Here is a 24,202-nt window from a genome sequence, read left to right as displayed (position 1 = left end):
ATGCGGGTCTTGATCGGAGGAGGGCGAAGGAGGCCCGGAAAAGGCCAGTCGTAGCTTTTGCTGACGCGACGGGCTGTATCTAAGTTAAGACGGATGAGAATGAGAAATCCCTAAGCGGGATATGAAAGAAAATGTTTCAGCGTTGCCGGATTGAACACGAAACATGTTCCAAGCCATCACCCAGGTGCCATTGATGGGGCCGGGGGGCTGCGTAGGATGGGGTCATACCGTTGAGCGAGCGCTTATAAAAGTGAGTCCACAAACATGACTGCCAGAACCCTCTACGACAAACACATCGACTCCCACACGGTGTGCGCCCTGGATGACCAGGGCCATGTGCTGCTGTATATAGACCGCCAGGTGATCAACGAATACACCAGCCCCCAGGCGTTCAGCGGCCTGCGCGAGGCCAAGCGTGGCGTATGGCGCCCCGGCACCGCGCTGGCGGTGGTCGACCACGTAAACCCCACCACGCCCACGCGCATTGCCGCGATGCCTGACGCAGGCGGCGCGCGGCAAGTCTCGTACCTGGCGGAAAACTGCCAGGACTTCGGTATCGAGCTGCTGGACATCCTCGACAAACGCCAAGGCATCGAACACGTGATTGCCCCGGAGCAGGGCTTTATCCTGCCGGGCATGGTGATCGCCGCCGGCGACAGCCACACCACCACCTACGGTGCCCTCGGCGCCTTCGGCTTTGGCATCGGCACCTCGGAAATCGAGCACCTGCTGGCCTCGCAGACCCTGGTGTACAAACGCCTGAAAAGCATGCGCGTGACGGTTGAGGGCACCCTGGGCAACGGCCTGACCTCCAAGGACGTGATCATGGCGCTGATCGGCAAGATCGGCGCGTCCGGGGCCACCGGTTACGCCATCGAGTTTCGCGGCGCCACCATTGATGCGCTGAGTGTTGAAGCGCGCATGACCATCTGCAACATGGCGGTGGAAGCTGGCGCGCGGGGCGCGTTTATGGCACCCGACGAAAAAGTCTTCGCCTACCTCAAAGGCAAGCCGCGTGCGCCCAAGGGCGAGTTGTGGGAACAAGCCCTGGTGCAATGGCGCACGTTGCACACCGACGCCGACGCGGTGTTCGACCAGGAAGTGCAGCTGGACGCCAGCACCCTGGAGCCTATGGTTACCTGGGGCACCAGCCCCGACCAGGCCGCGCCCATCGGCGCCCGCGTGCCGGACCCGCAAGACGTCAGCGACCTGATCCTGCGCCAGGACATGCGCCGCGCCCTCAACTACATGGGCCTGGAAGCCGGCATGCCGCTCAGCGACATTGTGATCAGCCACGCGTTTATCGGCTCTTGCACCAACGCGCGCATCGAAGACCTGCGCGACGCCGCCAGTGTGGTGCGCGGCAGGCAGGTGGCCGAGCATGTGCGGGCGATGATCGTGCCGGGCTCCACCGAGGTACGCGACCAGGCCGAAGCCGAAGGGCTGGCGGCGATCTTTATCGACGCCGGCTTCGAATGGCGCCAGTCGGGCTGCTCGATGTGCCTGGCGATGAACGATGACGTGCTGGCGCCCGGTGATCGCTGCGCGTCCAGCACCAACCGCAACTTCGAAGGCCGCCAGGGCGCCGGGGCGCGCACTCACTTGATGAGCCCGGCGATGGTCGCCGCTGCGGCCATCACCGGCCGCCTCACCGATATCCGTCATTTTGGAGACCGCCCATGAGCCTGCAACCGTTTACCCAGGTCACCGGCCAGGCCGCGCCGATGCTGGCGGCGAATATCGACACTGACGTGATCATGCCCAAGCAATTTCTCAAAGGCATCGACCGCGCCGGCCTCGATCGCGGGCTGTTTTTCGACCTGCGCTTTTTGCCCAATGGCGCACCCAACCCCGAATTCGTATTGAACCAGCCGGCCTGGCTGGGCGCACGTTTCATGGTGGTGGGGCCGAACTTCGGCTGTGGTTCGAGCCGCGAACACGCGGTGTGGGGCTTGAAGCAGATGGGCATTCGCGCGCTGATCGGCAGCAGCTTTGCCGGGATCTTTTATGACAACTGCCAGCGCAACGGGGTGTTGTTGATCACCTTGGACGAGGCGGTGCTGCACACACTCGGGCAGACGGTCAGCCAGCCTGCGCAGGCGCAGATCAGCGTTGACCTTGAGGCGCAACAGATTCGCTTGGCCGATGGCCAGGTGATCTCGTTCCAGATCGACACCTTGCGCAAGACCGCGTTGTTGCTCGGCCTGGATGCGATTGGCAGCACGTTGCAACGCAGTGAGCAGATCAAAACCTTCGAGCGCCAGCATCTGGCGGCCAACCCCTGGCTTGGTTGAAAACCTTAATGGGGTAACTACGTAGTTATATAAGTAGAACAAACGCCCTCCAGTTATTGGGGGGCGTTTTTTTTGGGGGGACTATTTACTTTTCAAATAACGCCGGTTGCACCGCGTAACCTCAGTGATTGCAAGGGCGGTGTAGCGTTAGTAGATGAAGCCCTGAAAAAATACAAGGGTATTTGTTGACACCTTGTAGGTCATCGGCTTAAGTGGATGCTGACTTGGAAAGTCGCACATTATAAGAAAAGGAAGTTGATGCCATGCCCCGTGAATTAGTGGTCATTTATATCTCTCTGGTGCCGGTGATCGAGTGGGTAACTTGATCGACTTCTGCCACCTGTCAATCAGTTGTCGTTGTTGCGGATATTACGGTCTTTTCCAGTGTGAAAAGGCACGTATGCCGATGCCTTAACATTCGTTCAGAACACAGAGAGTTCAAACTCATGTCGATTTTTGATCAAGCGATCCACCGTTCGGTACAGTGGCAGGATTGGCGTTGGCAGCAGAAGAATGCCATCCGCGATGAACCGGCACTGCGGGCTGCCTGCGGTGGCTGGAGCGAGGAAACCAGCGCGCATATCGAACACAACTTGCAAGACCGCAAGCTGCAGATAACCCCTTATTACATTGACTTGATCAAGCGCTCTCTCACCGATGGCGAGGTGATGGACCATCCCCTGTGGCGCCAAGTAGTGCCCTACTGGAGCGAACAGGTCGCTGGCGATTACGACGGCACCTCGGAGAACTGGGAACTTGGCCACGAAATGAAAACGCCGATTTGCCAGCACAAATACGACAACCGCGTGATCCTGCGCATGACCAACACCTGCAACGCCTATTGCCAGTTCTGCTTCGAAGCGCTGCGCACCCTGCAAGTGGGTACCGAGAAGGCCAATGCCAGCGCCGACTCGTTCAAGGACTCGCTCGAGTACATCCGCAACAACCCGGCCATCGAAGAGGTGATTCTCAGCGGCGGTGACCCGTTGATGCTCGCCGACCGCAAGCTCGAAGAGAACCTCGCCGCCCTGCGTGGCATCCGCGACGACCTGCTGATTCGCCTGCACACACGGGCCTTGAGCTTTAACCCGTTTCGGGTGACCGATGAGTTATTGGCCATGCTGGAAAAGTACAAGGTCAATGCGTTTGGCGTGCATGTATGCCACCCGCTGGAACTGAGTGCGGACTTTGCCGTGGCGGTTAAACGTATCCAGAGTGTGGTGCCGATTGTGTTCTCCAACATGCCGCTGTTGCGCGGTGTGAATGACGATGAAGCCACCTTGCATAAACTGTTTATTGACCTATATCGGCTGGGCGTAAAACCGTATTACTTGTACCACTTCATGCCGTTTTCTCCGGGGGCGTCGGAATATAAAGCATCGATCAGCCACGCCATCGCTATTATGGATCGCCTCAAGCGGCGCGTGTCCAATATAGCCATGCCGGAATATGTGCTGCCGCATGCACAGGGCAAGTTTACCGTGCCGCTGCTGGACTTTGAAAAGCCACAAGACTTGCCGCACTTTGAAGTGCGCGATGGGCAACGTCATTACCGCTTCCGTAATTGGGAAGGGCAGTGGTGCAGTTGGCAGGATGCCTGAAGTGACTGACGCATGAGGCGGTATTAATGATGAAACAAGATGCCATTCTTTTTATTGATGTTGATGACAGTGCCTCTGTTCGCTATTGCTACCGCGAGCCGCACTTCGCGGTGGCCCGTGCCCAAGGCCTGGCCTGCTTGACGGCGGGTGTGGCCGGACGCGAGCATCTGCAACGGCTGCGTGACGACAGTGATGCAGTGTTCCTGCTCGACGCGTTGAATGAACAGTCGATTTTGGCGTTGGTGGGGCGGCTGGATGGGCAGTACCAGATCCGCGCAATCTTCTGCCAGGCTGGCCACCCGTCTGCGCAGGGCGAAGTCGGCTGCATCGTGGCGCAGGCCTGTCGGCGGCTGGGCCTGGTGCATAGCGACCCACTTGCCATTGCTGCGTGTAACAACAAGTTCCTGATGCGCCGCGCGCTGAAAAAACTCGGCGTGCGTTCGGTGCCGTTTGCGCTGTGCAACAACGAACAGCAACTGCGCGAAGGTGCCGAGCAAGTCGGTTACCCGCTGATCGCCAAGCCACCCTTTGGTGGCGCGTCGGCATTTATCAAGAAATGCTCTGACTGGGCGCAGTTGCGCAGCCACTACGCGCATTTCCTGGCAGATCATGCCAGCGCAGCCTATGCGGATTTCTACGGCTGCGCCCACACGTTGCCGGAGGACGATGGGCAGCGACGAGAATACCTGCCGGGGCGTAGCCTTTTGCTTGAAGGGTTCATCCCAGGTATTGAAGGCAGTGTGGAGTGTGTGGTGGCGGGCGAGCAGGTTCATGCGCTGCTGATCAATGAAAAACTGATGTTGACCGAGCGCAGTGGCACCGTCCTGGAGAACCTGCTGATTTCGCCGCCGACGTCCTTTACCGACGCCCAGTGTGAGCAGATCCGCCAGTACGCCGTGGAGTGCCTGCGCGCGGTGGGCCTGACCAATGCCGTGGTGCATTTCGAGTTCCGCATGACGGACGCGGGGCCGGTGGTGATCGAAATCAACCCACGCGTCGGCGGGCTGTACGTCAATGCCGCGTTCCGTGACTTGGCAGGCATTGACCCGTACCAGCTGTATCTGTCGCTGCTGCTGGGTGAGCCAGGTGTGAATGCGCAGTTGGACGCCGGCGCACGCCAGGTCGCGCAGGCCTCGCAACACTACTCGATGCTGGCGATCTATCCGGAGCACAGTGGCCACTTCAAGGGTATTGAAGGCCTTGAATGGCTCGCTCAACAGCCGGCGGTGCTGGAATATGCCCAACAGGAGTCCGGTCACTCTATTGATGCCGATATCGAAGAGCATTACTTGCTCAAGTGCTGGGCCAGGGTCGACGATGCTGCCCACGCCCATGCGGTGCATGATGCAATACGGCACAATCTGCGCGTGATTATCGACAATAAGGGTTAGCGATATGGATATCCCACAGATTGGCGCGTACTTGCGCGAGCACCACTATTGTCACCGTCGGGACTTTGGCCAGTTGCTCAAGGTTGAGCCCGGCGAGGAGCAAAGCTTTCGCGCCTACTGGGCGAACCTGGTGCGCGATGAGGCGTTCAAGGCATACACGCATCGCGAACGGCGGATCCTGCGCTATCGTTTATCCCCGACGCGGCAGTTGCAGATCGACCGCAATAGCGCGTTCAAGTCGCCGGTCACCTATGCGGTCAACTATCGCCAGGGCGTCAACCACTTGAGCTACAGCGAGGAGGGCTTTATCGAGCACCCACTGATGCAGAAATTGCTCGCCACCGACCTGGCGGTGCTCGAACCGCACCTTGGCCCGCATGCCTACACCATTGATATCCACCAGTTTCGCGTGCGTGCAGAGGGGCCATCGCCCAGCCCGACTACCTCGGGTATTCATCAGGATGGCCTGGACTGGGTGTTCATGCACTTCATTGGCCAGAGCAACACGGTGCCGGTGGTGTCCGAGGTGTTTACCGGTGAGGCGGAGCATAGCCGCGTGCTGGACCTGGCGATGGAGCAGTTCCTGGAAACCATCGTGATCAACGACCGTGGGCTATATCACCGCGCCGGCGCCGTGCGGGCGCAGGCCGATTCGGCACCGGCCTGGCGCGATGTACTGCTGGTGAGCCTGCGCGGCGTGACGGCTGATGACGTACGGGTAGAAGACGAGGTACAACCGGCATGAGTGACGTTCAGCCATTGGGCCTGTCGACCCGCAACGCACGCTTGATCATCTTTGCGCGGGGCGTGTCGGACTTCGGCGCATTCCTCAACATGGTGGCGCTCTCGACCTACGTTTACTGGCTCAGCCAAAGCGTGGTGTTTGTCAGTGTGTTCCTGGCGTGCCGGGTGACCGGCGGGATTGTCGCCAGCCTGTTCGGCATCCCGTTTTTCCGGCGCTTCCCGGGGCGCAGTACCTTGGCCGGGCTGGACCTGGCCCGCGCGCTGTTACTGGTGCCGCTGCTGGTGCTGATCCCGGCGCATCAACTTAACGTGCTGCCGTTTATCGCGTTCGGCATCGGCCTGTGCAATTCGCTGTTTGCCATTGGCCTGAACAGCCAGTTGCCGACCTGGGTGGCGCTTGAACAGCGGGTGGGCACCAATGCCTGGATCACCTCGGCGGCGGCTACCGGTGCGGTGTTTGGCAGCTTGCTTTCCGGTTTGCTGATCGCCACGGGCGGATTCGAGGCGGTGTTTGCCGTCAACATCGGCACTTACGTGGTGGCGGCTTGCCTGATCCTGCCGTTGCGCGCCTTGTATTCAGTCGCCGTTGCCGCGCATCGTGGGCTTGCGGCCGAATGGCATGAGTTGACCAAAGGCCTGCGCGGTGCACCGGTGTTGGCGGCGATGTTGCTGATCAGCATGCTCGACACCCTCGGCAGCGCGGCACATAACGTCGGCTGGCCGGTGTTGTCGCAATACATTTCGCCGGACACCGCGAAAACCGTCATGGGCTACCTGCTGGCGGTGTGGGCCTGCGGCAAGTTCATCGGTGCGCGCCTGGCCAGTGCGTTGCTCAAGGGCCGTGGCACCCAAGGCATGGAGCGCTGGTTCATGGCGGGTGTGGCGCTGATGTCCAGCGGCTTTATCCTGACCTTCCAGCAAACCGAACTGTGGCTGGCGCTGCTGCTGGTGGTGTGGGCCGGGCTGGGCGATGGCATCTCCGAGGTGGCGCTGGTTTCCCGCGCACAAAGCGAACCCGATAGCTTGCGCCTGCCGCTGTTCAGCTTGTTGACGCTGATCCAGATGGCCGGCTTTGGCGTGGGCATGCTGGTGGTGGGGCCGTTCTACCTGACGTGGACGCCAGCCCAGGTGATCGTGCTGTTCCACGGGTTGCCATTGACGGCCCTGGTGATCATGACGGTATGGCTGGGTGTCAGCGCCACGCGGGGCGTCAGATCGACAACCCCTTGAAGTGCTCCTGCAAAAACTCCACGCAGGCGCGCAATTTACCGGAGTAGGCCAAACGTGTCGGGTACACCGCCCACACGTTGGCACTCTGTGTGTAGGTGTGCAGCACCTGCACCAGCTTGCCCTGTTCCAGCAGCGGTTTTACGTCCCACATCGAGCGCAGTAACACGCCGCGCCCGTCCAACGCCCACTGCAACACGATCTCGCCGTTGTTCGATGACAGCGGCCCGCGTACACGCACGCTTTCGGGCGCGCCGTCACGCTCCAGGTTCCAGATGCCGAACGCATTGTCGCGCTCCTTGAGCACCAGGCAGTCGTGCTGCTCCAGGTCGCTCAACTGTTGCGGCGTGCCTTTGCGTTGCAGGTATTCCGGTGCCGCGCACAGCACGCGGCGATTGCTCACCAGCCGCCTGCCGATGTGCTGGCCGGGGATGTCATCGCCGACGCGAATCTCCAGGTCAAACCCTTCACTGACGATATCCACCACGCGGTCGAACAGGTCCAGGCGGATTTCCAGGTCCGGGTACTGCTCGGCCAACAACGACAGGGCCGGCGCCACATGATTGCGGCCGAAACCGAAGCTGCTGCACAGGTGCAGATGCCCGCGCGGGCTGTCGTGGGCATCGCTGAGTTCATCGGACAGTTGCTGGAAATCTTCGAGGATACGCACAGCCCAGCGTTGTACTCGCTCGCCGTCTTCGGTCAGGGCGATGCGGCGGCTGGTGCGGTGCAGCAGGCGCGTGGCCAGGGTGGTTTCGAGGATCTGAATGCGCTTGCTCACATACGCAGGCGACAGCCCCAGTTCATCGGCGGCGGCTGCGAAGCCGGCCTTGCGGATCACGGTGAGGAACACCCGCAGGTCTTCGGGTAGGGGCACGGTATCTTTCTTATGAGTCATCAGAAACAGACGTGGCGGCATGAGCCGCCAGAATAGCACCGGTGTGGCGAGGGAGCTTGCTGCCGCTGGACCTGGTGGGTGTGCCCAGGATTCTGGGGCTGCTGCGCAGCCCAGCGGGAGCAAGCTCCCTCGCCACAAGGTGATTGTCTTTAAGGCTTACTCGGCGGCGACCTTCGCCTGCGCGGCAGCCCGCGCATGGCGGCCATGCTTGAGGGCGATAGGGGCCATTTTTTCGCGGTCCAGTTCACCCTCCCAGGCGGCTACCACCAATGCCGCCACGGCATTGCCGATGATATTGGTCAGCGAGCGGCATTCAGCCATGAAGCGGTCGACACCCAGAATCAGCACCATCGCTGCCACCGGCACGGTCGGCACCACGGCCAGGCTTGCGGCCAGTGCCACAAAACCTGCACCCACCACCGCACCGGCGCCCTTGGAGGTCAGCATGGCCACCGCCAGCAAGGTCAATTGTTGCTCCAGCGGCAAGTGGATATTGGTGGCCTGCGCCAGGAACAACACCGCCAGGGTCATGTAGATGTTGGTGCCGTCGAGGTTGAAGGTGTAGCCGGTCGGCACCACGATGCCCACCACGCCTTTGGACGCACCCAGGCTTTCGAGTTTCTGGATCAGTTGCGGCAGCGCCGACTCCGACGAACTGGTGCCGAGCACAATCAACAGCTCCGATTTGATATAGCCCATCAGCTTGAAAATGCTGAAGCCGGCGTAGTGCGCGATGCTGCCCAGCACCACGGCCACAAAGAAAAACGCGGTGAGGTAAAACGTACCCACCAGCTTCAGCAGCGGCAGCAATGAACCCACGCCGTATTTGCCGATGGTGAAGGCAATCGCCCCAAACGCGCCGATGGGCGCCACGCGGCTGATGATGCCGACGATGCGAAAGAACACTTCGCTGGCCTGGTTGATCACGCCCACCAATGGCCGGCCTTTTTCCCCGACCATCACCAGGCCGACACCGAACAGTACCGAGACAAACAGGACCGGCAGGATTTCGCCCTTGGAGAACGCATCAAAAAACGTGGTGGGGATCACGTGCAGCAGGAACCCGGTGATGCCTTCGCCATGTTCGGCCTGGCCGACAAAACCGGCGATGGCCGAGCTGTCGAGGGTCTTCACGTCAATGTTGAAACCCACGCCCGGTTGCAGCAGGTGCGCGGCGAGGAGGCCGATCAGCAGGGCGATGGTGGAAACGATCTCGAAGTACAGCAGCGCCTTGCCGCCGACCCGGCCCACCTGTTTCACATCGTGCATGCTGGTGATGCCGGACACCACCGTGCAGAAGATGATCGGGCCGATGATCATCTTGATCAGCTTGATAAACCCGTCGCCCAGCGGCTTGAGGTCGATACCGATTGGCGGCCAGACATGGCCGATCAACACACCCAGCGCGATGGCGATGAGCACCTGGATATACAGGGTTCCCAGCAGTTTTCGGATTGTCATTGTTATTATCTCGGGATGTTTTTTGGGCAAAGCGAACCCGTCGCAGGCCATTGGCAGCCTGCGAGGCGGGTGTTTCAGATCACGGTGTCAGTGCACTCAGCGAAGGAAGGCCAGGACTTCGCCAAGCAATAACTCAGGTGCTTCCTCGGCGATGTAGTGGCCAGCCGGCAGGGCTTTGCCACGCACGTCGGTGGCGACTTTCTGCCATTCCTTGAGCGGCTCGAAGCAGCGGCCGACAGTACCTTCGGCGCCCCACATCACCAGCAACGGCAGGTTCAGATGGTTGCCGGCGTCGATGTCGGCCTGGTCGTGCTCAAGGTCTATACCGGCGGCAGCGCGATAGTCCTCGCAGATACCGCGAGCGGTGCCGGGCAGTTGCAGGCAGCGCAGGTATTCGGCGAAGGCTTCATCGGTGAATGGCTTGAGCCCGGCGCTGCGGCTGCCCATGACGCTGCGCAGGTACAGCTCGGGGTTGCTCTCGATCAGCGCTTCGGGCAACGGCGCCGGGCGGATCAGGAAGAACCAGTGCCAGTAGGCGCGGGCGAAGGCTTCGTCGGTCTGGGCGTACATCGATAAGGTGGGCGCGATATCCAGCAGCACCATGCGCTGCACGGCGGCGGGGTGGTCCAGGGCCAGGCGGTGGGCCACACGAGCGCCACGGTCGTGGGCCAGTACCGAGAAGGTGTCAAAGCCCAGGGCTTGCATCAGCTTGACGCCGTCGCGGGCCATTTCGCGTTTGGAATAGTTGGTGTGGTGGTCGTTGACGGGTGGTTTGCTGCTGTCGCCATAGCCGCGCAGGTCGGCGGCGACCACGGTGAATTGTTCGGCTAACTGTTCGGCGACTTTGTGCCAGATGACGTGGGTTTGCGGGTGCCCGTGCAGCAGGAGCAGACCGGGACCTGTACCGCCTTTGCGGTAACTGATGTCCACGCCGTTGACGTGGCACTGGTCTTTTTGGAATCCGGCGAACATGGAATGACTCCTCTTTGTAAGTGCTTGCATCGTGGAATCACGTGGGGTTCGGGGCAAGGGGGAAAGCGTGGAGGGGTTGTTCATGAAGTGTGTAGGAGCGGGGTACATATCCGTTGCTGCGGTAACGGCTACTTAGGGTTCCGCCCTTACGGCGGGTCACGGGTTTAAACCCGCGTTCGGCCATCGTGGTTAACGGGGCGCCTCAGATCAAAAGCAGAGCACAGCGGCCTGAAAGCCGACCTGAGTGGTTAGGTCAAAAGCGAAAGCGGATCCGCATACACCGAAGATCTGCTTTTCTGTGGGAGCTGGCTTGCCTGCGATGCAGACACCTTGGTGTATCAGGCACACAGAGTTGATGCTATCGCAGGCAAGCCAGCTCCCACATTGGATGTGCAGGGTTATTGAAACTTCAGCCTTGCTTGAACATTTCCGTGGCTCGCTCGCGAATCTGCGCTTCAGTCAGGTCCTCCTTGCGCGTAGCCAAAAACCACAGATGACCAAAGGGGTCTTTCACGCTAGCCGAGCGGTCGCCGTAAAACTGATCTTTTGGCTCAGACACCGAAAGGGCGCCTGCATCAATGGCCTGTTGGTACTGCGCATCCACGTCTCTCACATACAGGTGCAAACCGACGCTGGTGTGTTCGTCAGGGTTGCGCAAGGCCATTTCGGGGCAAGGCGAGCCGAGCATGATCGCCGAGTCACCGATGCGCAGCTCGGCGTGGCCGACCTTGCCATCGGGCATGTCCAGGCGCATGACCTGGGTAGCGCCAAAGGCTTTCTGGTAGAACTCGATAGCCTCGGCGGCGTTATCGATGCCCATATACGGCGTGACGCTGTGATAACCCTCAGGGATTGGCTTAACGCTCATATCGTTCTCCTCAGGTGGGGTTGTGAAGGTCCGGCCTTTTCACTATAGGCCACGCCCGCCGTGGCTTGCAGGTAACCGACGAGGTGTTGGCAACTCGGTTTAACTGACAGGCCGGGTTGTCTGCATCGCAGGCAAGCCAGCGCCCACATTGATTGGGTTTTCAGGTCAGGTTTCGGGGCTGGGCTCAAGTAATTGCGCGCCGGGCCCACATTCCCCCAGCTTGTCATCCTGATTACGCAGGGGACACGCCTCCAGCGATAAACACCCGCAACCAATACAACCACTGAGTTTGTCGCGCAGCAGCATCAGCTTGTTAATGCGTTCATCCAGATCCTCGCGCCACAGCGCCGACAAGCGTTCCCAGTCCTGTGCAGTGGGCGTGCGCCCGTCCGGCAAGGTCTGCAACGCCTCGCCAATCGTTGCCAGTGGAATCCCCAAACGTTGTGCGATCTTGATCACCACCACGCGCCGCAACACATCCCGTGGGTAGCGCCGTTGGTTACCGGCGTTGCGGTTGCTCTTGATCAACCCCTTGGACTCATAAAAGTGCAGCGCCGTAACCGCCACGCCGCTACGTGCGGCGAGTTGGCCGACGGTGAGTTCCTTGGTAAGCATAAAAAACTCCAGATAAGCGCTTGACCTTGACTTAACTAGAGGTTTTACCCTGCGTGGCATCGAATCGCAAGATTCTGCCTACAGAGAGAGGGGAGTGTTCATGCAGGTATCAGAGAAAAATCGCAGCTTCACTCAGTTGATCGAGTTTCAGATCGAGCCCCGGCAGCAATTTGCCCTGGTAGCGGCCTTGTCCACCCAGAGCGAACGCCTGGCCCAGGGCCATGGCGGCTTTATCAATGCCAGTGTTCAAGTCAGCGACGACGGGCGACGGGTGCTCAATTACCTGCAATGGCGCTCGCGTGAGGACGGCGAGGCGGCGTTCAAGTGTTTTGAGCACGGCGAGGAAGACTTCTGGATGCTGATTCGCGCCCACCAGGCCACGGCGGTGACCTTCGGTTCATTCCAGGTGCTGCGCAGTTTCGAACGCAGCCATGACAACGCGTTGCACTGCCGCCTAAATGGATAAATGCAGCATGCGCTCGCCCTGCACATTTTCGCCGGGGCGGCGTTTGTTCACCGCCAACTCGCCGATCTTGATCAGGCGCGTGCGCGTGACGTTGCGGCTCAAACCAAGCAGGTTCGCGGTGTGCACCTGGTTGTAATGGCTGAAACGGTAAGCGGCGCGCAATAGCGCGTCTTCGACCTTTTCATGCAGGGCGCCGGCCTGTTCTTCGAAGAGCTTTTGAAAGGCGCGGGCCAGCAAGGCGTCGGCGCTGTTGTCGGTGCCATGCTGGCTGTCGTCCTGGCGCTCGATGCGCATGTTCGACAGGCGCAGATCATCACGCTCGATCACGCCATTACGGCAGATCAGCAAGGTGTGGTGAATCACGTTTTCCAGCTCGCGGATATTGCCCGGCCAGCTGTAGCTTTTGAGCTTGTGCTCGGCCTCGCGGCTGATGGTGATCGGGCCGTAGCCCAGGCGCTGGCTATAGGCTTCGATAAAATGCCGGGTCAGCGGCAGGATATCGCCGGGGCGCTCGCGCAATGGGCTGAGTTCGAGGCTGACCACATCGAGGCGGTAGTAGAGGTCTTCGCGAAAGTGCCCCGCGTTGATGGCTTTTTCCAGCTGCACGTTGGTGGCCGCCAGCACGCGCACATCAATCGCAATGCTCTTGCGCGAACCCAGGCGCACCACTTCGCGCTCCTGTAGTACGCGCAACAGTTTGACCTGGATCGCCATCGGCAAATCGCCGATCTCATCGAGGAACAAGGTGCCGCCGTCGGCCTCTTCGAACCAGCCGGCCTTGGCGCTGAGGGCGCCGGTAAACGCACCTTTTTCATGCCCGAACAATTCGGCTTCCACCAGGGATTCGGAGAACGCGCCGCAGTTCACCGCCACAAAGGGCCGGTTGCGCCGCGCACTGAGGTTATGAATATGGCGCGCCACCAGCTCTTTGCCGGTGCCGGTCTCGCCGATGATCAGCACACTCGCTTCGCTGGGCGCCACTTGCTGGATATGGTCGAGCAGCGCCTGGGATTTGGGGTCTTCGAAGACCTGGGCCGTAGCGCGAATCGAGGTCGCGAGGGCGGGCGAGGGCGGTAAGGTTAACAACTGCATGGGCACCTCTCTCAGGAGTAGAACGTCGGGATCGGCAGGGACTGGTTCAACGCCCAGTCCCCCAGTTCGTGGAGTTTGTAATCCACCGGGTCGTGCAGGGTTTGCGTGCGCAAGTTGCGCCAGTGGCGATCCAGGCGCAGTGAGGCATGGGTCGAGCGCGCGCCGGTGACTTCAAACAGGCGGCTGCACAGGTCCAGGCCTTGGCGGGTGGCGGCGACTTTGGCGGTGGCGATGGCAATGGCCAGTTCGCCACGTTGCTGTTCGCTTAAGCTGGCACCTTTGGCCCAGGCCTGGTCGAGCAATTCGCCTGCGCGTTCGACCAGCAGGCGCACGCCTTCCAGGGCCACCCAGAATTCGCCGTAGTGGTGCAGCACGTAAGGGTCCTGGCGCACATCGCCCGCCGAGGATTTGTGCCACGCACGGGTTTCGGTGCGGGTGTAGTTGCGCGCTTCTTCAAAGGCGCCTTCGGCAATCCCGAGAAACATATACGTGAACGTCAACTGCGCGATCAGCGGGCGCAGGCAGGCGAAGGGCGTGCTCAACGGGCCGGGATCGAGCAGCAACTCGGACTCTTCGACGCGCACTCGTTCAAAGCTGGCGCTGCCGCTGTCGGTTTGGCGCTGGCCGATGTTGTTCCAGTCGTTGTGCAACGTAATGCCGCTGCGCCCGCTGGGAATCGCGGCGATCAGCAGTTTGCCGCCGGCGCTTTCGTCCACGGCCGAGGCGATGAGCATTTCCGAATCGCTGGCGCCGGAGCAGAAGCTCTTCTTGCCGGAAAATTCTCGCCAGCCGCCGAAATCCTTGACCACCGTGCGCGTGTCCAGCGGGTTGAGGGCGTTGCCCCAGAACCAGTTTTTACGCGCAGTTTGCTCGAACCACGGCTGCCATTGGTCCGGGCGCGCAAACAGGCGCACGGTGGCGAGCATCAGGTGGTGAAAGCCGAAGACATGGGCGATGGAGCTGTCGACCTTGGCGAACTCGCGCACGATGCCCAGTGTTTCACTCCAGCGCGCGCCGAGGCCGCCGTATTGCGTGGGGATGCTCAGGGCCAGCAGGCCGCTTTGGCGCAGCGCGTCCCGTTCGGCCTTGGGCGTGCCGCCGCGCTCATCGCGTTCAACGGCGGTGAGGGCAAATTCGGCGGCCAGCAGCTTGGCGGTCTGCAAGGGTGAAGGCAGGACGCTGTGGGGGTTGGCTGTCACACGGGGTTCCTCAATGTCTGTCTGGCAATCACGTTCAAATGTGGGAGCTGGCTTGCCTGCGATAGCATCGCTGTGGTGCAACTGAAACACCGCGTCGTTTGCATCGCGGGCAAGCCCGGCTCCCACAGGAGAGCAGTGTCCACATAGGGGGGATTTCAGCGCGCTCAGGCTTTGGTGTTCGGCAACACATCATTGGCAATCATTTCGCCAAACGGCCCCGTGAGGTTGGTGATGCCGCGCCCGGCGAGGCTGGCGTAAGGTTCCGGCAACAGCGGGAACACCAGCTCGGCAAAGCGATAGGCTTCTTCCAGGTGCGGGTAGCCGGAGAAGATGAAACTCTCGATGCCAAGGTCGGCGTATTCCTGGATGCGTTCGGCCACCTGCTGCGGGTTGCCCACCAACGCGGTGCCGGCACCGCCGCGTACCAGGCCGACACCGGCCCACAGGTTGGGGGCGATTTCCAGGTTGTCGCGGCGCCCGTCATGCAGCGCCGCCATGCGCCGCTGGCCTTCGGAATCAAAGCGCGAGAAGGATTTTTGCGCCGCGGCGATGGTTTCATCGCTGATGTGTTCGATCAGTTTGGCGGCGGCTTTCCAGGCGTCTTCTTCGGTTTCGCGCACGATTACATGCAGGCGAATGCCGAACTTGACGGTGCGCCCATGACGCGCTGCGCGTTCACGCACGTCGGCAAGTTTTTGCGCAACGGCGGCGGGCGGCTCGCCCCAGGTCAGGTACACGTCGACCTGCTCGGCGGCCAGGTCGTGGGCAGCATCCGACGAACCGCCGAAATACAGCGGCGGATACGGCTTCTGCACCGGCGGGTAAAGCGCTTTGGCGTTCTGCACACGCAGGTGCTTGCCTTCAAAATCCACCGACTCGCCCTGCAACACACGGCGCCAGATCTGCAGGAATTCGTCGGAGACTTCGTAGCGTTCACTGTGGTCGAGGAAGCTGCCGTCGCCACGGTTTTCGTCGGGGTCGCCACCGGTGACCACGTTGATCAGCAATCGGCCGTTGGACAAGCGGTCCAGGGTCGCGGCCATGCGCGCCGATACCGTGGGCGAGATGATCCCCGGGCGAATCGCCACCAGATAACGCAGGCGTTCCGTCAGCGGTACCAGCGCCGAGGCGATTACCCAGGAATCTTCACACGAGCGCCCGGTAGGAATCAGCACGCCGAAGTAACCGAGGCTGTCAGCCGCTTGCGCCACCTGCTTCAGATAATTGAGGGTGACCGGGCGCGCACCTTGGGTGGTGCCGAGGAAATGGCCGTCGCCATGTGTGGGCAGAAACCAGAAAACATCCATGACAAATCCTTAAGCGATTTTCAGCAGCGAAGGGGAGTGCGCGGCAAACAGCGGCGCTGCGCGTTCTGCGGCCAGTTGAATGCGGGCTTTTAATAACTCGCTGGTTATTTGGTAGTCGGTGAAGTCAGCTTCGGTGGCGTACACACCGATCGGCAGGGTCAAGGCCTGGAAGAAGCTGAACAGCGGACGTAACTGGTGATCGAGGACCAGTGCATGGCGCTCGCTGCCGCCGGTGGCCGCGAGCAACACCGGAGTGTTGATCAAGGCGTTGAGGCCTACCAGGTCAAACAGGTGCTTGAGCAGGCCAGGATAGGAGCCGCGATACACCGGCGCGGCGACGATCAGCAGGTCGGCCTGTTCGATGGCCAACAGTTGCGTTTCGACCTCGGTCGGCAGTTCATCGCGTGAGAGTGCGCCGCCCAAGGGTCGGGCAATGTCACCCAACTCGATCAGGGTGGTCTGGATCGGCAGCAACGTGGCCAGTTCGGCCAGCACGGCCTGGGTCAATACCAAGGTGCGCGATGGGCGCCAGGTTCCGCCAGAGAGGGCAACGACATTCAGGGGACGGGACATAGAACAGTTCCTTTTTCAACAGGGGTGGGTAGCAGGTGAAGTGGAGCGTGTTGAGCAAGAGCTGTACCAATGGCTGCAAGCCTTGATTGGCGAGGGCTGCAGACGAACTGTTGAAAAAGGAGCTGTTGCCTGGTTGCGGTTTTGTTGAATGACTGTTGCCTGGGCAACAGTTGCGTGGCGAACAGTGTCGGTTGCGCGCAGGGCCATTTATAGAAGGTTATGGTTATGCCGTAAACGAACGTATTTCCATATTTATAGATCTTAAATGAATATAAGTGGGCCGCTATCAAGCATGCCGGAACGGTTGATAGCGACTATCACGGCGGATGATTTTTCACTGTGCGAGGGCGGGAGTAGCCTGTGTTCATTGACTACAAACCTCCTTCGCAGGGCCTTCACCATGAACCACTTTCTGGCTGTTTCCTTAATAGTTGTCAGCGCTGTCCTTGCCGGATGTGCGACCCATCCTTCGCCTGAGTCGCGTCCTTACACCGCCGAAGAAACCAGGCAATTGGCCCTTGAAGCCTTGAGCCGTCGCGGCCTGTCGTTTGATGAATATCAACAGCAGCGGGCCGCGTTGACCGGGCAGCCACAGAAGCCGTTCGGCTTCGACCACCAGGGCGAAATGAACGCCGAACGCAGTGTGGTGATGCACGGTCGCCCCAGTTGAGCCGGCGCCAAGTGGCAAAAAGCCCGAGGATTCCCTTAAGGAACCTCGGGCTTTTTGTTTGCCATTGGGATACTTCAGCCTGTTAAGCTGAATTTCAGGAGCGTTCCTACGCACATTTACATAAAGTGGTCCTTCTTTTATGGCATCCGACTGGTTAAACCTGACGACCTCTGTCCCGGTCGATGCCCCCCCGAGGCGCTGTCCTGGGGAATACGCTCTGCGAGTCTTAACGTCATGAATAAACGTCCGTTGTATTTCGACTACGCCGCCACCACGCCGGTGGATGAGCGGGTCATTCAAGTGATGGTCGAGTGTCTGGGCTTCAATGCCAACTTCGGCAACCCCGCGTCCAGCTCCCATGCGTTCGGCCAGGCGGCCCGGCACACGGTCGAGCAGGCACGGCGCCAAGTGGCCGAGCTGGTCGGTGCCCAGCCTGAGCAAATCGTCTGGACCTCCGGTGCCACCGAATCCAACAACCTGGCCATCAAAGGCGTGGCCCAGGCGCGAGGTGTGGCAGGTGGACATATCATCACCAGCCAGATCGAACACAAGGCCACATTGGATACCGCGCGGCAGTTGCAGGACGCCGGCGTGGCCGTGACCTACCTGGTGCCGGACGCTGAAGGCTTGATCAGCGCCGAGGCAGTCAGTGAAGCCTTGCGCGAAGACACCTTCCTGGTGTCGCTGATGCTGGTAAACAACGAGTTGGGCACCCTCAATGACATCCCCGCCATTGGTGCGCGCGTACGTGAGCACGGCGCGCTGCTGCATGTGGATGCGGCGCAAGGCGCGGGCAAGGTCGCGATCGACCTGGCTGAATGGCCGGTGGACCTGATGTCGTTTTCTGCGCACAAGCTGTACGGCCCCAAGGGCATTGGCGCGCTGTATGTTGGCCCGCGCGCGCAGCAGAAGGTACTGGCGCAGATTCACGGTGGCGGCCACGAAGGCGGATTGCGCTCCGGTACCCTGGCGACTCACCAGATTGCCGGTATGGGAACTGCCTTCGCCTTGGCGGCGCAGTCCTTTGCTGAAGAAAAAGCCGCTATCGTCGCGTTGCGTCAGCGCCTGCTCAATCAGTTGGACACGATTGCCGGCGTGCGCCTCAATGGCAGCGCCACCCAGCGCATTCCCCATACACTGAGCCTCACGTTCACCGAGGGTGAATTTAATTCCCAGGCCCTGAGCGCAGGTATCGCGTTTTCGGCCACCTCGGCGTGCAATTCGGCGAGTAATGCGCCGTCACACGTGCTTCTGGCTTTGGGCCATGACGCACGCAGCGCCGGTCGAACTATTCGCTTGAGCCTGGGCCGGTTTACCACCGAGCAGGATATCGACGCGGCCGTGCAGTTGATCAAGGCCGCACTGGTCAATGCGCCGGCGTTCTGGGCGGTCTGATTTTTCAGTCACAACACATAACAATTATGAGTGGTTAGCAGGAGACATGATGAGCACGCAGCCTTTGACCCATGGAACGGTTCCCCAGCGCCTGGCGCATACCCGCGAACTGATGCGCCGCGAGGGCATCCATGCCCTGCTGGTGCCGTCGGCCGACCCGCATCTGTCCGAGTACTTGCCGGGTTACTGGCAGGGGCGGCAATGGCTGTCGGGGTTTTATGGCTCGGTAGGCACGTTGATTGTCACCGCGGATTTTGCCGGCGTGTGGGCCGACAGCCGTTACTGGGAACAGGCGACCAAGGAGCTCAAGGGCAGCGGCATCGAATTGGTGAAGCTGCAACCGGGCCAACCCGGCCCGCTGGAATGGCTGGCCGAGCAAACCCCGGAAGGCGGCGTGGTCGCAGTGGACGGCGCGGTGATGGCCGTGGCCTCGGCACGTACCTTGGGCGACAAGCTGGCCGAGCGCGGCGCTCGCCTGCGTACCGATATCGACCTGTTGAATGAAGTCTGGCAAGACCGCCCGGCCTTGCCGAACCAGCCGATCTACCCACACCTGCCGCCGCAGGCGACGGTCAGCCGTGGCGACAAACTCGCCGCCCTGCGTGCCAGCTTGAAAGAGAAGGGCGCCGATTGGCACTTCATCGCGACCCTGGATGACATCGCCTGGCTGTTCAACCTGCGCGGCGGTGATGTGTCGTTCAACCCGGTGTTTGTGTCCTTTGCCTTGATCAATCAACTGCAGGCCACGCTGTTTGTGGCGCTGAGCAAGGTCGATGCCGAGCTGCGCGCGGTACTGGAGCGGGACGGCGTGACCTTGCGCGACTACAGCGAAGTGACGGATGCGCTGCGTGCAGTTCCGGCGGGTGTCAGCCTGCAAGTTGATCCGGCACGCGTCACCACCGGTTTGCTGGAAAACCTCGATGCCGGCGTGAAGCTGGTCGAGGGCTTGAACCCGACCACGCTGGCCAAGTCGCGCAAAAGCCTGGCGGACGCCGAACATATCCGCCAAGCCATGGAGCAAGACGGCGCGGCGCTGTGTGAATTCTTCGCCTGGCTGGACAGTGCGTTGGGCCGTGAGCGCATCACCGAGCTGACCATCGACGAGCACTTGACCGCCGCGCGTACCCGTCGCCCCGATTATGTGTCGCTGAGTTTCAACACCATCGCAGCGTTCAACGCCAACGGTGCGATGCCGCATTACCACGCCACCGAAGAAGAGCATGCGTTGATCGAAGGCGATGGCCTGTTGCTGATCGACTCCGGCGGCCAGTACCTGGGCGGCACCACGGACATTACGCGGATGGTGCCGATCGGCACGCCGAGTGATGAGCAGAAGCGCGACTGCACGCGCGTGCTCAAGGGCGTGATTGCCCTGTCCAGGGCACATTTCCCCAAGGGCATTCTCTCGCCATTGCTGGATGCCATTGCCCGTGCGCCGATCTGGGCCGAAGGCGTGGACTACGGCCACGGTACAGGTCATGGCGTAGGCTATTTCCTGAATGTGCACGAAGGTCCGCAGGTGATCGCCTACCAGGCCGCCACCGCACCGCAAACCGCAATGCAGCCGGGGATGATTACTTCGATTGAACCAGGTACCTATCGCCCGGGTCGCTGGGGCGTGCGCATCGAGAACCTGGTGTTGAACCGCGAAGCGTGCAAGACCGAGTTCGGTGAGTTCCTCAGGTTTGAAACCCTGACCCTGTGCCCGATCGACACCCGTTGCCTGCAGCCGTCGTTGCTGACGGCGGATGAGCGCGAATGGTTCAACGCTTACCACGCCGAGGTGCGTGAACGCCTGAGCCCGCTGCTCAGTGGTGCAGCCTTGGAATGGCTGCAGGTGCGTACCGCCGCTATCTGATCGGTTGCCGTTCAGGGGCCTTGCCCCTGGCCGGCTGGCGTCGATTGGGGGCCGACACCACCTAATTCGCCGATACGCAACGTGACATGGATCCGCACCGCTTCGACCGGCATACGGTAAACGCCGCTTGCGATTTGCTCGCAAGCGGCGCTCAGGGGCGCCTGGCGATCGAGTTTTAGCGGAGCGCTTCGCGCACAAATTCCAGACGGTCCTGACCGAAGAACAGGTCATTGCCTACAAACATACTGGGTGCACCGAATACCCCGCGCTGAACAGCCTGTTCGGTTTTGTCCTTGAGGGCGGCTTTTACCTTTTCATCGTTGGCCAGGTTCAGGACTTCCTCTGGGTCGAAACCGGCCTCACTCAGCACGGCGGCCACGACGGCGGGGTCGCCCAGATGTCGACCTTCGACCCAAATGGCCCGAAACAGGCAGTCGATGAAGGCCTGGAAGCGCTCGGGCTGGCGCATCTGGATACCCATGACGGCACGCATCAGCACCAGGGTATTGATCGGGAAGTGCGGGTTGAACTTGAGCGTCACGTTGTAGCGTTTGGCGTATCGCGCCAAGTCATCAAACATGTAACGACCTTTGGCCGGCACGCTGATGGGGGAGGCGTTGCCGGTGGCTTTGAACACGCCACCCAGCAGCATGGGTTGATACACCAGTTGCGCACCGGTCTCGGCGCAAAGCGCAGGCAATTGCGTATAGGCCAGGTAAGTGGCCGGGCTGCCGAGGTCGAAAAAAAATTCCAGGGTTTTACTCATCGTCGATTCTCGCTGCTTATTGTTGTTCTTGACCGGGGGCGGCGTGCCTACCAGGGTTCACTCCAGGGGCGCAGGTCCAGTTCGAAGGTCCAGGCGTCGCGTGGTTGGCTATGCAGGTACCAATAGTTGTCGGCGATGTGTTCGGGGTTGAGGATGCCGTCCTGATCTTTCTGCGCGTATTTTTGCGGGAAATTGTCGCGAATAAAATCTGTGTCGATAGCGCCGTCGACCACCACGTGGGCCACATGGATGTTCCTGGGCCCCAATTCCCGCGCCATGCTTTGCGCGAGCGCACGGATACCGTGTTTGGCGCCGGCGAATGCGGCAAACCCTGCACCGCCACGCAGCCCGGCAGTGGCGCCGGTGAACACAATAGTGCCGCGTTCGCGGGTGACCATGCGTTTAGCGACTTCGCGGGCATTCAGGAACCCGGAGAAGCAGGCCATCTCCCAGATTTTGAAATATTTGCGCGCGGTTTCTTCGAGGATGCTGCACGGCACGTTAGCGCCGATATTGAAGACGAAAGCTTCGATGGGGCCAAGCTCGGTTTCTATCTGCTCAACCAGCGCGATCACCTCATCTTCTTTGCGCGCATCACAGGCAAAACCGTGGGCTTCTCCGCCCGCCGCCTGAATGCTCTCGACCAAGGGCTGTAGTTTATCGGCACTGCGACGGGTGACGCAGGCTACATAGCCTTCACGGGCAAAGCGTCGGGCAATGGCGCCACCGGTTGCATCACCGGCACCAACCACCAATACGATTTTTTTGTTGGGTGTCATGGGAACTCCGTTGCTCGAGTGTCGGGCAGGAGTGTAGCCGCAGCAGAGCGAAGGGCGTGTAAAGAGAAAGGAGCAGCCGGAAGAGGACTGCTCGGGCGGTCATTTACAGATGACGATCATACTGCGGCTGGTGTAGCCGGCAGGGTTGATACCGAAAGGATAGTCGCCTGGCTCTTCGGAATTGTCACCGGACTTGGCGATAACCCGGTAGCCCTTGGCGCCGCAGGAGTTGGCTGCACTGGTGTAGCACTGGTCCCAGGAGGAGGACAGGCCGGAACAGTTTATGTGCATGCCTTTTTTGCCCCGTTTCACTTCTGTCTTGGTGGTCGCAGCACAGCCAGCAATGCCCACGACCAGTAACAGTATCAAAATTCGTTTCATTACTATCCTTATAGCCGCGTCGCAAAAAGGCTCGATGCAGGCTTAACTCGCTCTCGATTGTAGCGTTCAGCTGTCCCTGTCGAAATTCTCCATGAAAGACATTCGTTTACGGCTTAAACATGGCCTAAATGAGCGGCAAATGCCAGAGCTGCCTGCGATGAGAATCAATCGGCTGGCACCAACGGTTTGGATTCGTTGCGCATCGTCAGTGTGGCACCGACGGAGGCGAAGATAATGCAGGTGATTGCCAGCCATTGCGCGAGGGACAAGTGCTCCTGCAGGAAGAACAGACCGGAGAGCGCGCCGAATGCGGGCTCAATGCTCATCAAGGTGCCGAAGGTGCGAGCGGGCAGGCGAGTAAGCGCGACCATTTCCAGGGTATAGGGCAAAGCGGTGGACAAGATGGCTACACCGATAGCAACGGGAATCAGCGAGGGCGTCAGCAGTGCGGCGCCGGCATGGACGATGCCGATCGGCGCCACGAACAAAGCGGCGATCATCACGCCGAGGGCGGCGGTTTGCACGCCGTTGTCGTTGCCGGCTTTTTGCCCAAACAGGATATAGAGTGCCCAGCAAACGCCAGCGCCCAGTGCATAAGCGGCGCCGATCAAGTCGATGCCGGTGCTGGTTTCTCCGGTGGGGATCAACAACAGCAGGCCCGCGACCGCGAGACCGATCCATACAAAGTCCACCGCCCTGCGCGAGGCATAGATAGCCACGGCAAGCGGGCCGGTGAATTCCAGCGCTACTGCGATGCCCAGGGGGACTGTACGCAAGGACATATAGAAGAGGAAGTTCATGCCGCCCAATGCCATGCCGTAGACGATGACAGTGCGCAGGGACTTGGCCGTGAGCTTGGCGCGCCATGGACGTAAGAGCAGCAGCATGATCACACTGGCGAAAATCAGCCGCAGAGTAGTAGTGCCCTGTGCGCCGACTATGGGGAACATGCTCTTGGCCAGCGAGGCACCCGACTGGATGGAGGCCATGGCGATCAACAGCAGGCCGACCGGGAACAATGCCGAGGCCAGGCTGCGAGGTGGAGTGGTCATTGGGGCGGGTGTCCGAAGTCGTGGTAAAGAAGCAGAGCGGCTATGATGCTTAACTGGCGGCTTTTGAGCAATATATTGCTCAGCTTTGGTTGCTGTCCTCTTTATATAGAAAGGGATAGGGCTTTTTGGGGTTTTTGATAGAGAATCTAAATTAAGTGTTGACGGCGTTTTATATCTGTCTATAATTCGCCCCACTTCCGGCGCAGTCGAAACGGAAAACTCCTTGGTAAACAATGAGTTACGAATTTTTCGGCAGCGAGTTGCTTCAGTTCATCGAAGCCAAAAGGAAGTTGAAAAAGAGGTGTTGACAGCAGCGTGTAACGCTGTAGAATTCGCCTCCCGCTAACGAGAGATCGTAAGCGCAAGTGGTTGAAGTTGTTGAAGAATTCTTCGAAAGCTTCTGAAAATAATCACTTGACAGCAAATGAGGCTGCTGTAGAATGCGCGCCTCGGTTGAGACGAAAGATCTTAACCAACCGCTCTTTAACAACTGAATCAAGCAATTCGTGTGGGTGCTTGTGGAGTCAGACTGATAGTCAACAAGATTATCAGCATCACAAGTTACTCCGCGAGAAATCAAAGATGTAACCAAC

At 60.2% G+C, this 24,202-nt stretch carries 23 protein-coding genes; 10 read left to right on the top strand and 13 right to left on the bottom strand.

From position 1 onward, the window contains the following. Positions 1-264: 264 nt before the first annotated feature. The 6 genes from leuC (at position 265) to GIW48_RS18275 (ending at position 7,260) form a co-directional block, all read left to right on the top strand. On the top strand, positions 265-1,683 hold the full coding sequence (gene leuC, locus GIW48_RS18300; RefSeq protein ID WP_170040035.1) for a 3-isopropylmalate dehydratase large subunit: 1,419 nt from the start codon (positions 265-267) through the stop codon (positions 1,681-1,683). After that, the gene (gene leuD, locus GIW48_RS18295) at positions 1,680-2,294 is read left to right on the top strand and encodes a 3-isopropylmalate dehydratase small subunit (RefSeq protein ID WP_176991150.1); all 615 of its coding nucleotides are present in this window, start codon (positions 1,680-1,682) and stop codon (positions 2,292-2,294) included. The genes leuC and leuD overlap by 4 nt, the downstream gene beginning before the upstream one ends. 446 nt (positions 2,295-2,740) lie before the next feature. Beyond that, on the top strand, positions 2,741-3,895 hold the full coding sequence (locus tag GIW48_RS18290) for a KamA family radical SAM protein (protein ID WP_169985824.1): 1,155 nt from the start codon (positions 2,741-2,743) through the stop codon (positions 3,893-3,895). Positions 3,896-3,921: 26 nt separating this feature from the next. Beyond that, positions 3,922-5,286, top strand: coding sequence for an ATP-grasp domain-containing protein (locus GIW48_RS18285; protein ID WP_236461279.1), 1,365 nt, complete (start codon positions 3,922-3,924; stop codon positions 5,284-5,286). A 4-nt stretch (positions 5,287-5,290) separates the two neighbouring features. Next, entirely contained in the window at positions 5,291-6,031 is a 741-nt protein-coding gene (locus tag GIW48_RS18280) for a 2OG-Fe dioxygenase family protein (protein ID WP_186618345.1), read from the top strand. Then, positions 6,028-7,260 carry an MFS transporter gene (locus GIW48_RS18275; protein ID WP_099547887.1) on the top strand — a complete coding sequence of 411 codons (1,233 nt, stop codon included), beginning with the start codon at positions 6,028-6,030 and terminating at the stop codon, positions 7,258-7,260. The genes GIW48_RS18280 and GIW48_RS18275 overlap by 4 nt, the downstream gene beginning before the upstream one ends. Here GIW48_RS18275 and GIW48_RS18270 read toward each other — a convergent pair. The 5 genes from GIW48_RS18270 to soxR all read right to left on the bottom strand — a co-directional run bounded on the left by GIW48_RS18270 (position 7,241) and on the right by soxR (position 12,071). Beyond that, the gene (locus tag GIW48_RS18270) at positions 7,241-8,155 is read right to left on the bottom strand and encodes a LysR substrate-binding domain-containing protein (RefSeq protein ID WP_017136351.1); all 915 of its coding nucleotides are present in this window, start codon (positions 8,153-8,155) and stop codon (positions 7,241-7,243) included. The genes GIW48_RS18275 and GIW48_RS18270 overlap by 20 nt on opposite strands. Before the next feature lie 156 nt (positions 8,156-8,311). Continuing rightward, positions 8,312-9,616 carry a dicarboxylate/amino acid:cation symporter gene (locus GIW48_RS18265; RefSeq protein WP_236461282.1) on the bottom strand — a complete coding sequence of 435 codons (1,305 nt, stop codon included), beginning with the start codon at positions 9,614-9,616 and terminating at the stop codon, positions 8,312-8,314. Positions 9,617-9,712: 96 nt separating this feature from the next. Next, positions 9,713-10,588, bottom strand: coding sequence for an alpha/beta fold hydrolase (locus tag GIW48_RS18260; protein ID WP_170040041.1), 876 nt, complete (start codon positions 10,586-10,588; stop codon positions 9,713-9,715). A gap of 409 nt (positions 10,589-10,997) precedes the next feature. Then, positions 10,998-11,456, bottom strand: coding sequence for a VOC family protein (locus tag GIW48_RS18255; RefSeq protein WP_236448255.1), 459 nt, complete (start codon positions 11,454-11,456; stop codon positions 10,998-11,000). Between the two features lie 165 nt (positions 11,457-11,621). Continuing rightward, complete coding sequence (gene soxR, locus GIW48_RS18250) at positions 11,622-12,071, bottom strand: redox-sensitive transcriptional activator SoxR (RefSeq protein ID WP_099547892.1); 450 nt, start codon at positions 12,069-12,071, stop codon at positions 11,622-11,624. Positions 12,072-12,171: 100 nt separating this feature from the next. Here soxR and GIW48_RS18245 point away from each other — a divergent pair, with 100 nt between their 5' ends. Further along, on the top strand, positions 12,172-12,537 hold the full coding sequence (locus tag GIW48_RS18245) for an antibiotic biosynthesis monooxygenase (RefSeq protein WP_099547893.1): 366 nt from the start codon (positions 12,172-12,174) through the stop codon (positions 12,535-12,537). On the opposite strand, the gene GIW48_RS18240 is transcribed toward GIW48_RS18245, so the two are convergent. From GIW48_RS18240 to msuE, 4 genes are all read right to left on the bottom strand, one after another. Then, positions 12,526-13,629, bottom strand: coding sequence for a sigma-54 interaction domain-containing protein (locus GIW48_RS18240; protein ID WP_017136346.1), 1,104 nt, complete (start codon positions 13,627-13,629; stop codon positions 12,526-12,528). The genes GIW48_RS18245 and GIW48_RS18240 overlap by 12 nt on opposite strands. 11 nt (positions 13,630-13,640) lie before the next feature. Continuing rightward, entirely contained in the window at positions 13,641-14,828 is a 1,188-nt protein-coding gene (locus GIW48_RS18235; RefSeq protein ID WP_017136345.1) for an acyl-CoA dehydrogenase family protein, read from the bottom strand. A 164-nt stretch (positions 14,829-14,992) separates the two neighbouring features. Further along, positions 14,993-16,135 (bottom strand): FMNH2-dependent alkanesulfonate monooxygenase, encoded by a 1,143-nt coding sequence (gene ssuD, locus GIW48_RS18230; RefSeq protein ID WP_017136344.1) that lies wholly within the window; start codon positions 16,133-16,135, stop codon positions 14,993-14,995. A 9-nt stretch (positions 16,136-16,144) separates the two neighbouring features. Beyond that, complete coding sequence (msuE, locus tag GIW48_RS18225) at positions 16,145-16,708, bottom strand: FMN reductase (RefSeq protein WP_186618336.1); 564 nt, start codon at positions 16,706-16,708, stop codon at positions 16,145-16,147. Positions 16,709-17,108: 400 nt separating this feature from the next. Here msuE and GIW48_RS18220 point away from each other — a divergent pair, with 400 nt between their 5' ends. The 3 genes from GIW48_RS18220 (at position 17,109) to GIW48_RS18210 (ending at position 20,631) form a co-directional block, all read left to right on the top strand. Further along, positions 17,109-17,378 carry a hypothetical protein gene (locus GIW48_RS18220; RefSeq protein ID WP_138453707.1) on the top strand — a complete coding sequence of 90 codons (270 nt, stop codon included), beginning with the start codon at positions 17,109-17,111 and terminating at the stop codon, positions 17,376-17,378. Between the two features lie 234 nt (positions 17,379-17,612). Next, positions 17,613-18,773: a cysteine desulfurase family protein gene (locus GIW48_RS18215; RefSeq protein WP_186618335.1), complete on the top strand. Its 1,161-nt coding sequence runs from the start codon at positions 17,613-17,615 to the stop codon at positions 18,771-18,773. 49 nt (positions 18,774-18,822) lie between these two features. After that, positions 18,823-20,631 (top strand): aminopeptidase P family protein, encoded by a 1,809-nt coding sequence (locus tag GIW48_RS18210; protein ID WP_236462941.1) that lies wholly within the window; start codon positions 18,823-18,825, stop codon positions 20,629-20,631. 175 nt (positions 20,632-20,806) lie between these two features. Here GIW48_RS18210 and GIW48_RS18205 read toward each other — a convergent pair whose 3' ends face one another. The 4 genes from GIW48_RS18205 to rhtA form a co-directional block, all read right to left on the bottom strand. After that, complete coding sequence (locus GIW48_RS18205) at positions 20,807-21,397, bottom strand: 2-hydroxychromene-2-carboxylate isomerase (RefSeq protein ID WP_099547898.1); 591 nt, start codon at positions 21,395-21,397, stop codon at positions 20,807-20,809. Between the two features lie 47 nt (positions 21,398-21,444). Further along, on the bottom strand, positions 21,445-22,176 hold the full coding sequence (locus GIW48_RS18200; protein ID WP_099547899.1) for an SDR family oxidoreductase: 732 nt from the start codon (positions 22,174-22,176) through the stop codon (positions 21,445-21,447). 99 nt (positions 22,177-22,275) lie between these two features. Continuing rightward, a complete protein-coding gene (locus tag GIW48_RS18195; RefSeq protein WP_017136337.1) occupies positions 22,276-22,557 on the bottom strand; it encodes a hypothetical protein in 282 nt (93 codons plus the stop codon). 164 nt (positions 22,558-22,721) lie between these two features. Next, the gene (rhtA, locus tag GIW48_RS18190; RefSeq protein ID WP_017136336.1) at positions 22,722-23,609 is read right to left on the bottom strand and encodes a threonine/homoserine exporter RhtA; all 888 of its coding nucleotides are present in this window, start codon (positions 23,607-23,609) and stop codon (positions 22,722-22,724) included. Positions 23,610-24,202 lie beyond the last annotated feature (593 nt).

The organism is Pseudomonas sp. PA-6-3C, from assembly GCF_021605825.1.
In the GTDB taxonomy this organism is placed as follows: Bacteria; Pseudomonadota; Gammaproteobacteria; order Pseudomonadales; family Pseudomonadaceae; genus Aquipseudomonas; species Aquipseudomonas edaphica.
This window is presented reverse-complemented; position numbering and strand designations above follow the sequence as displayed.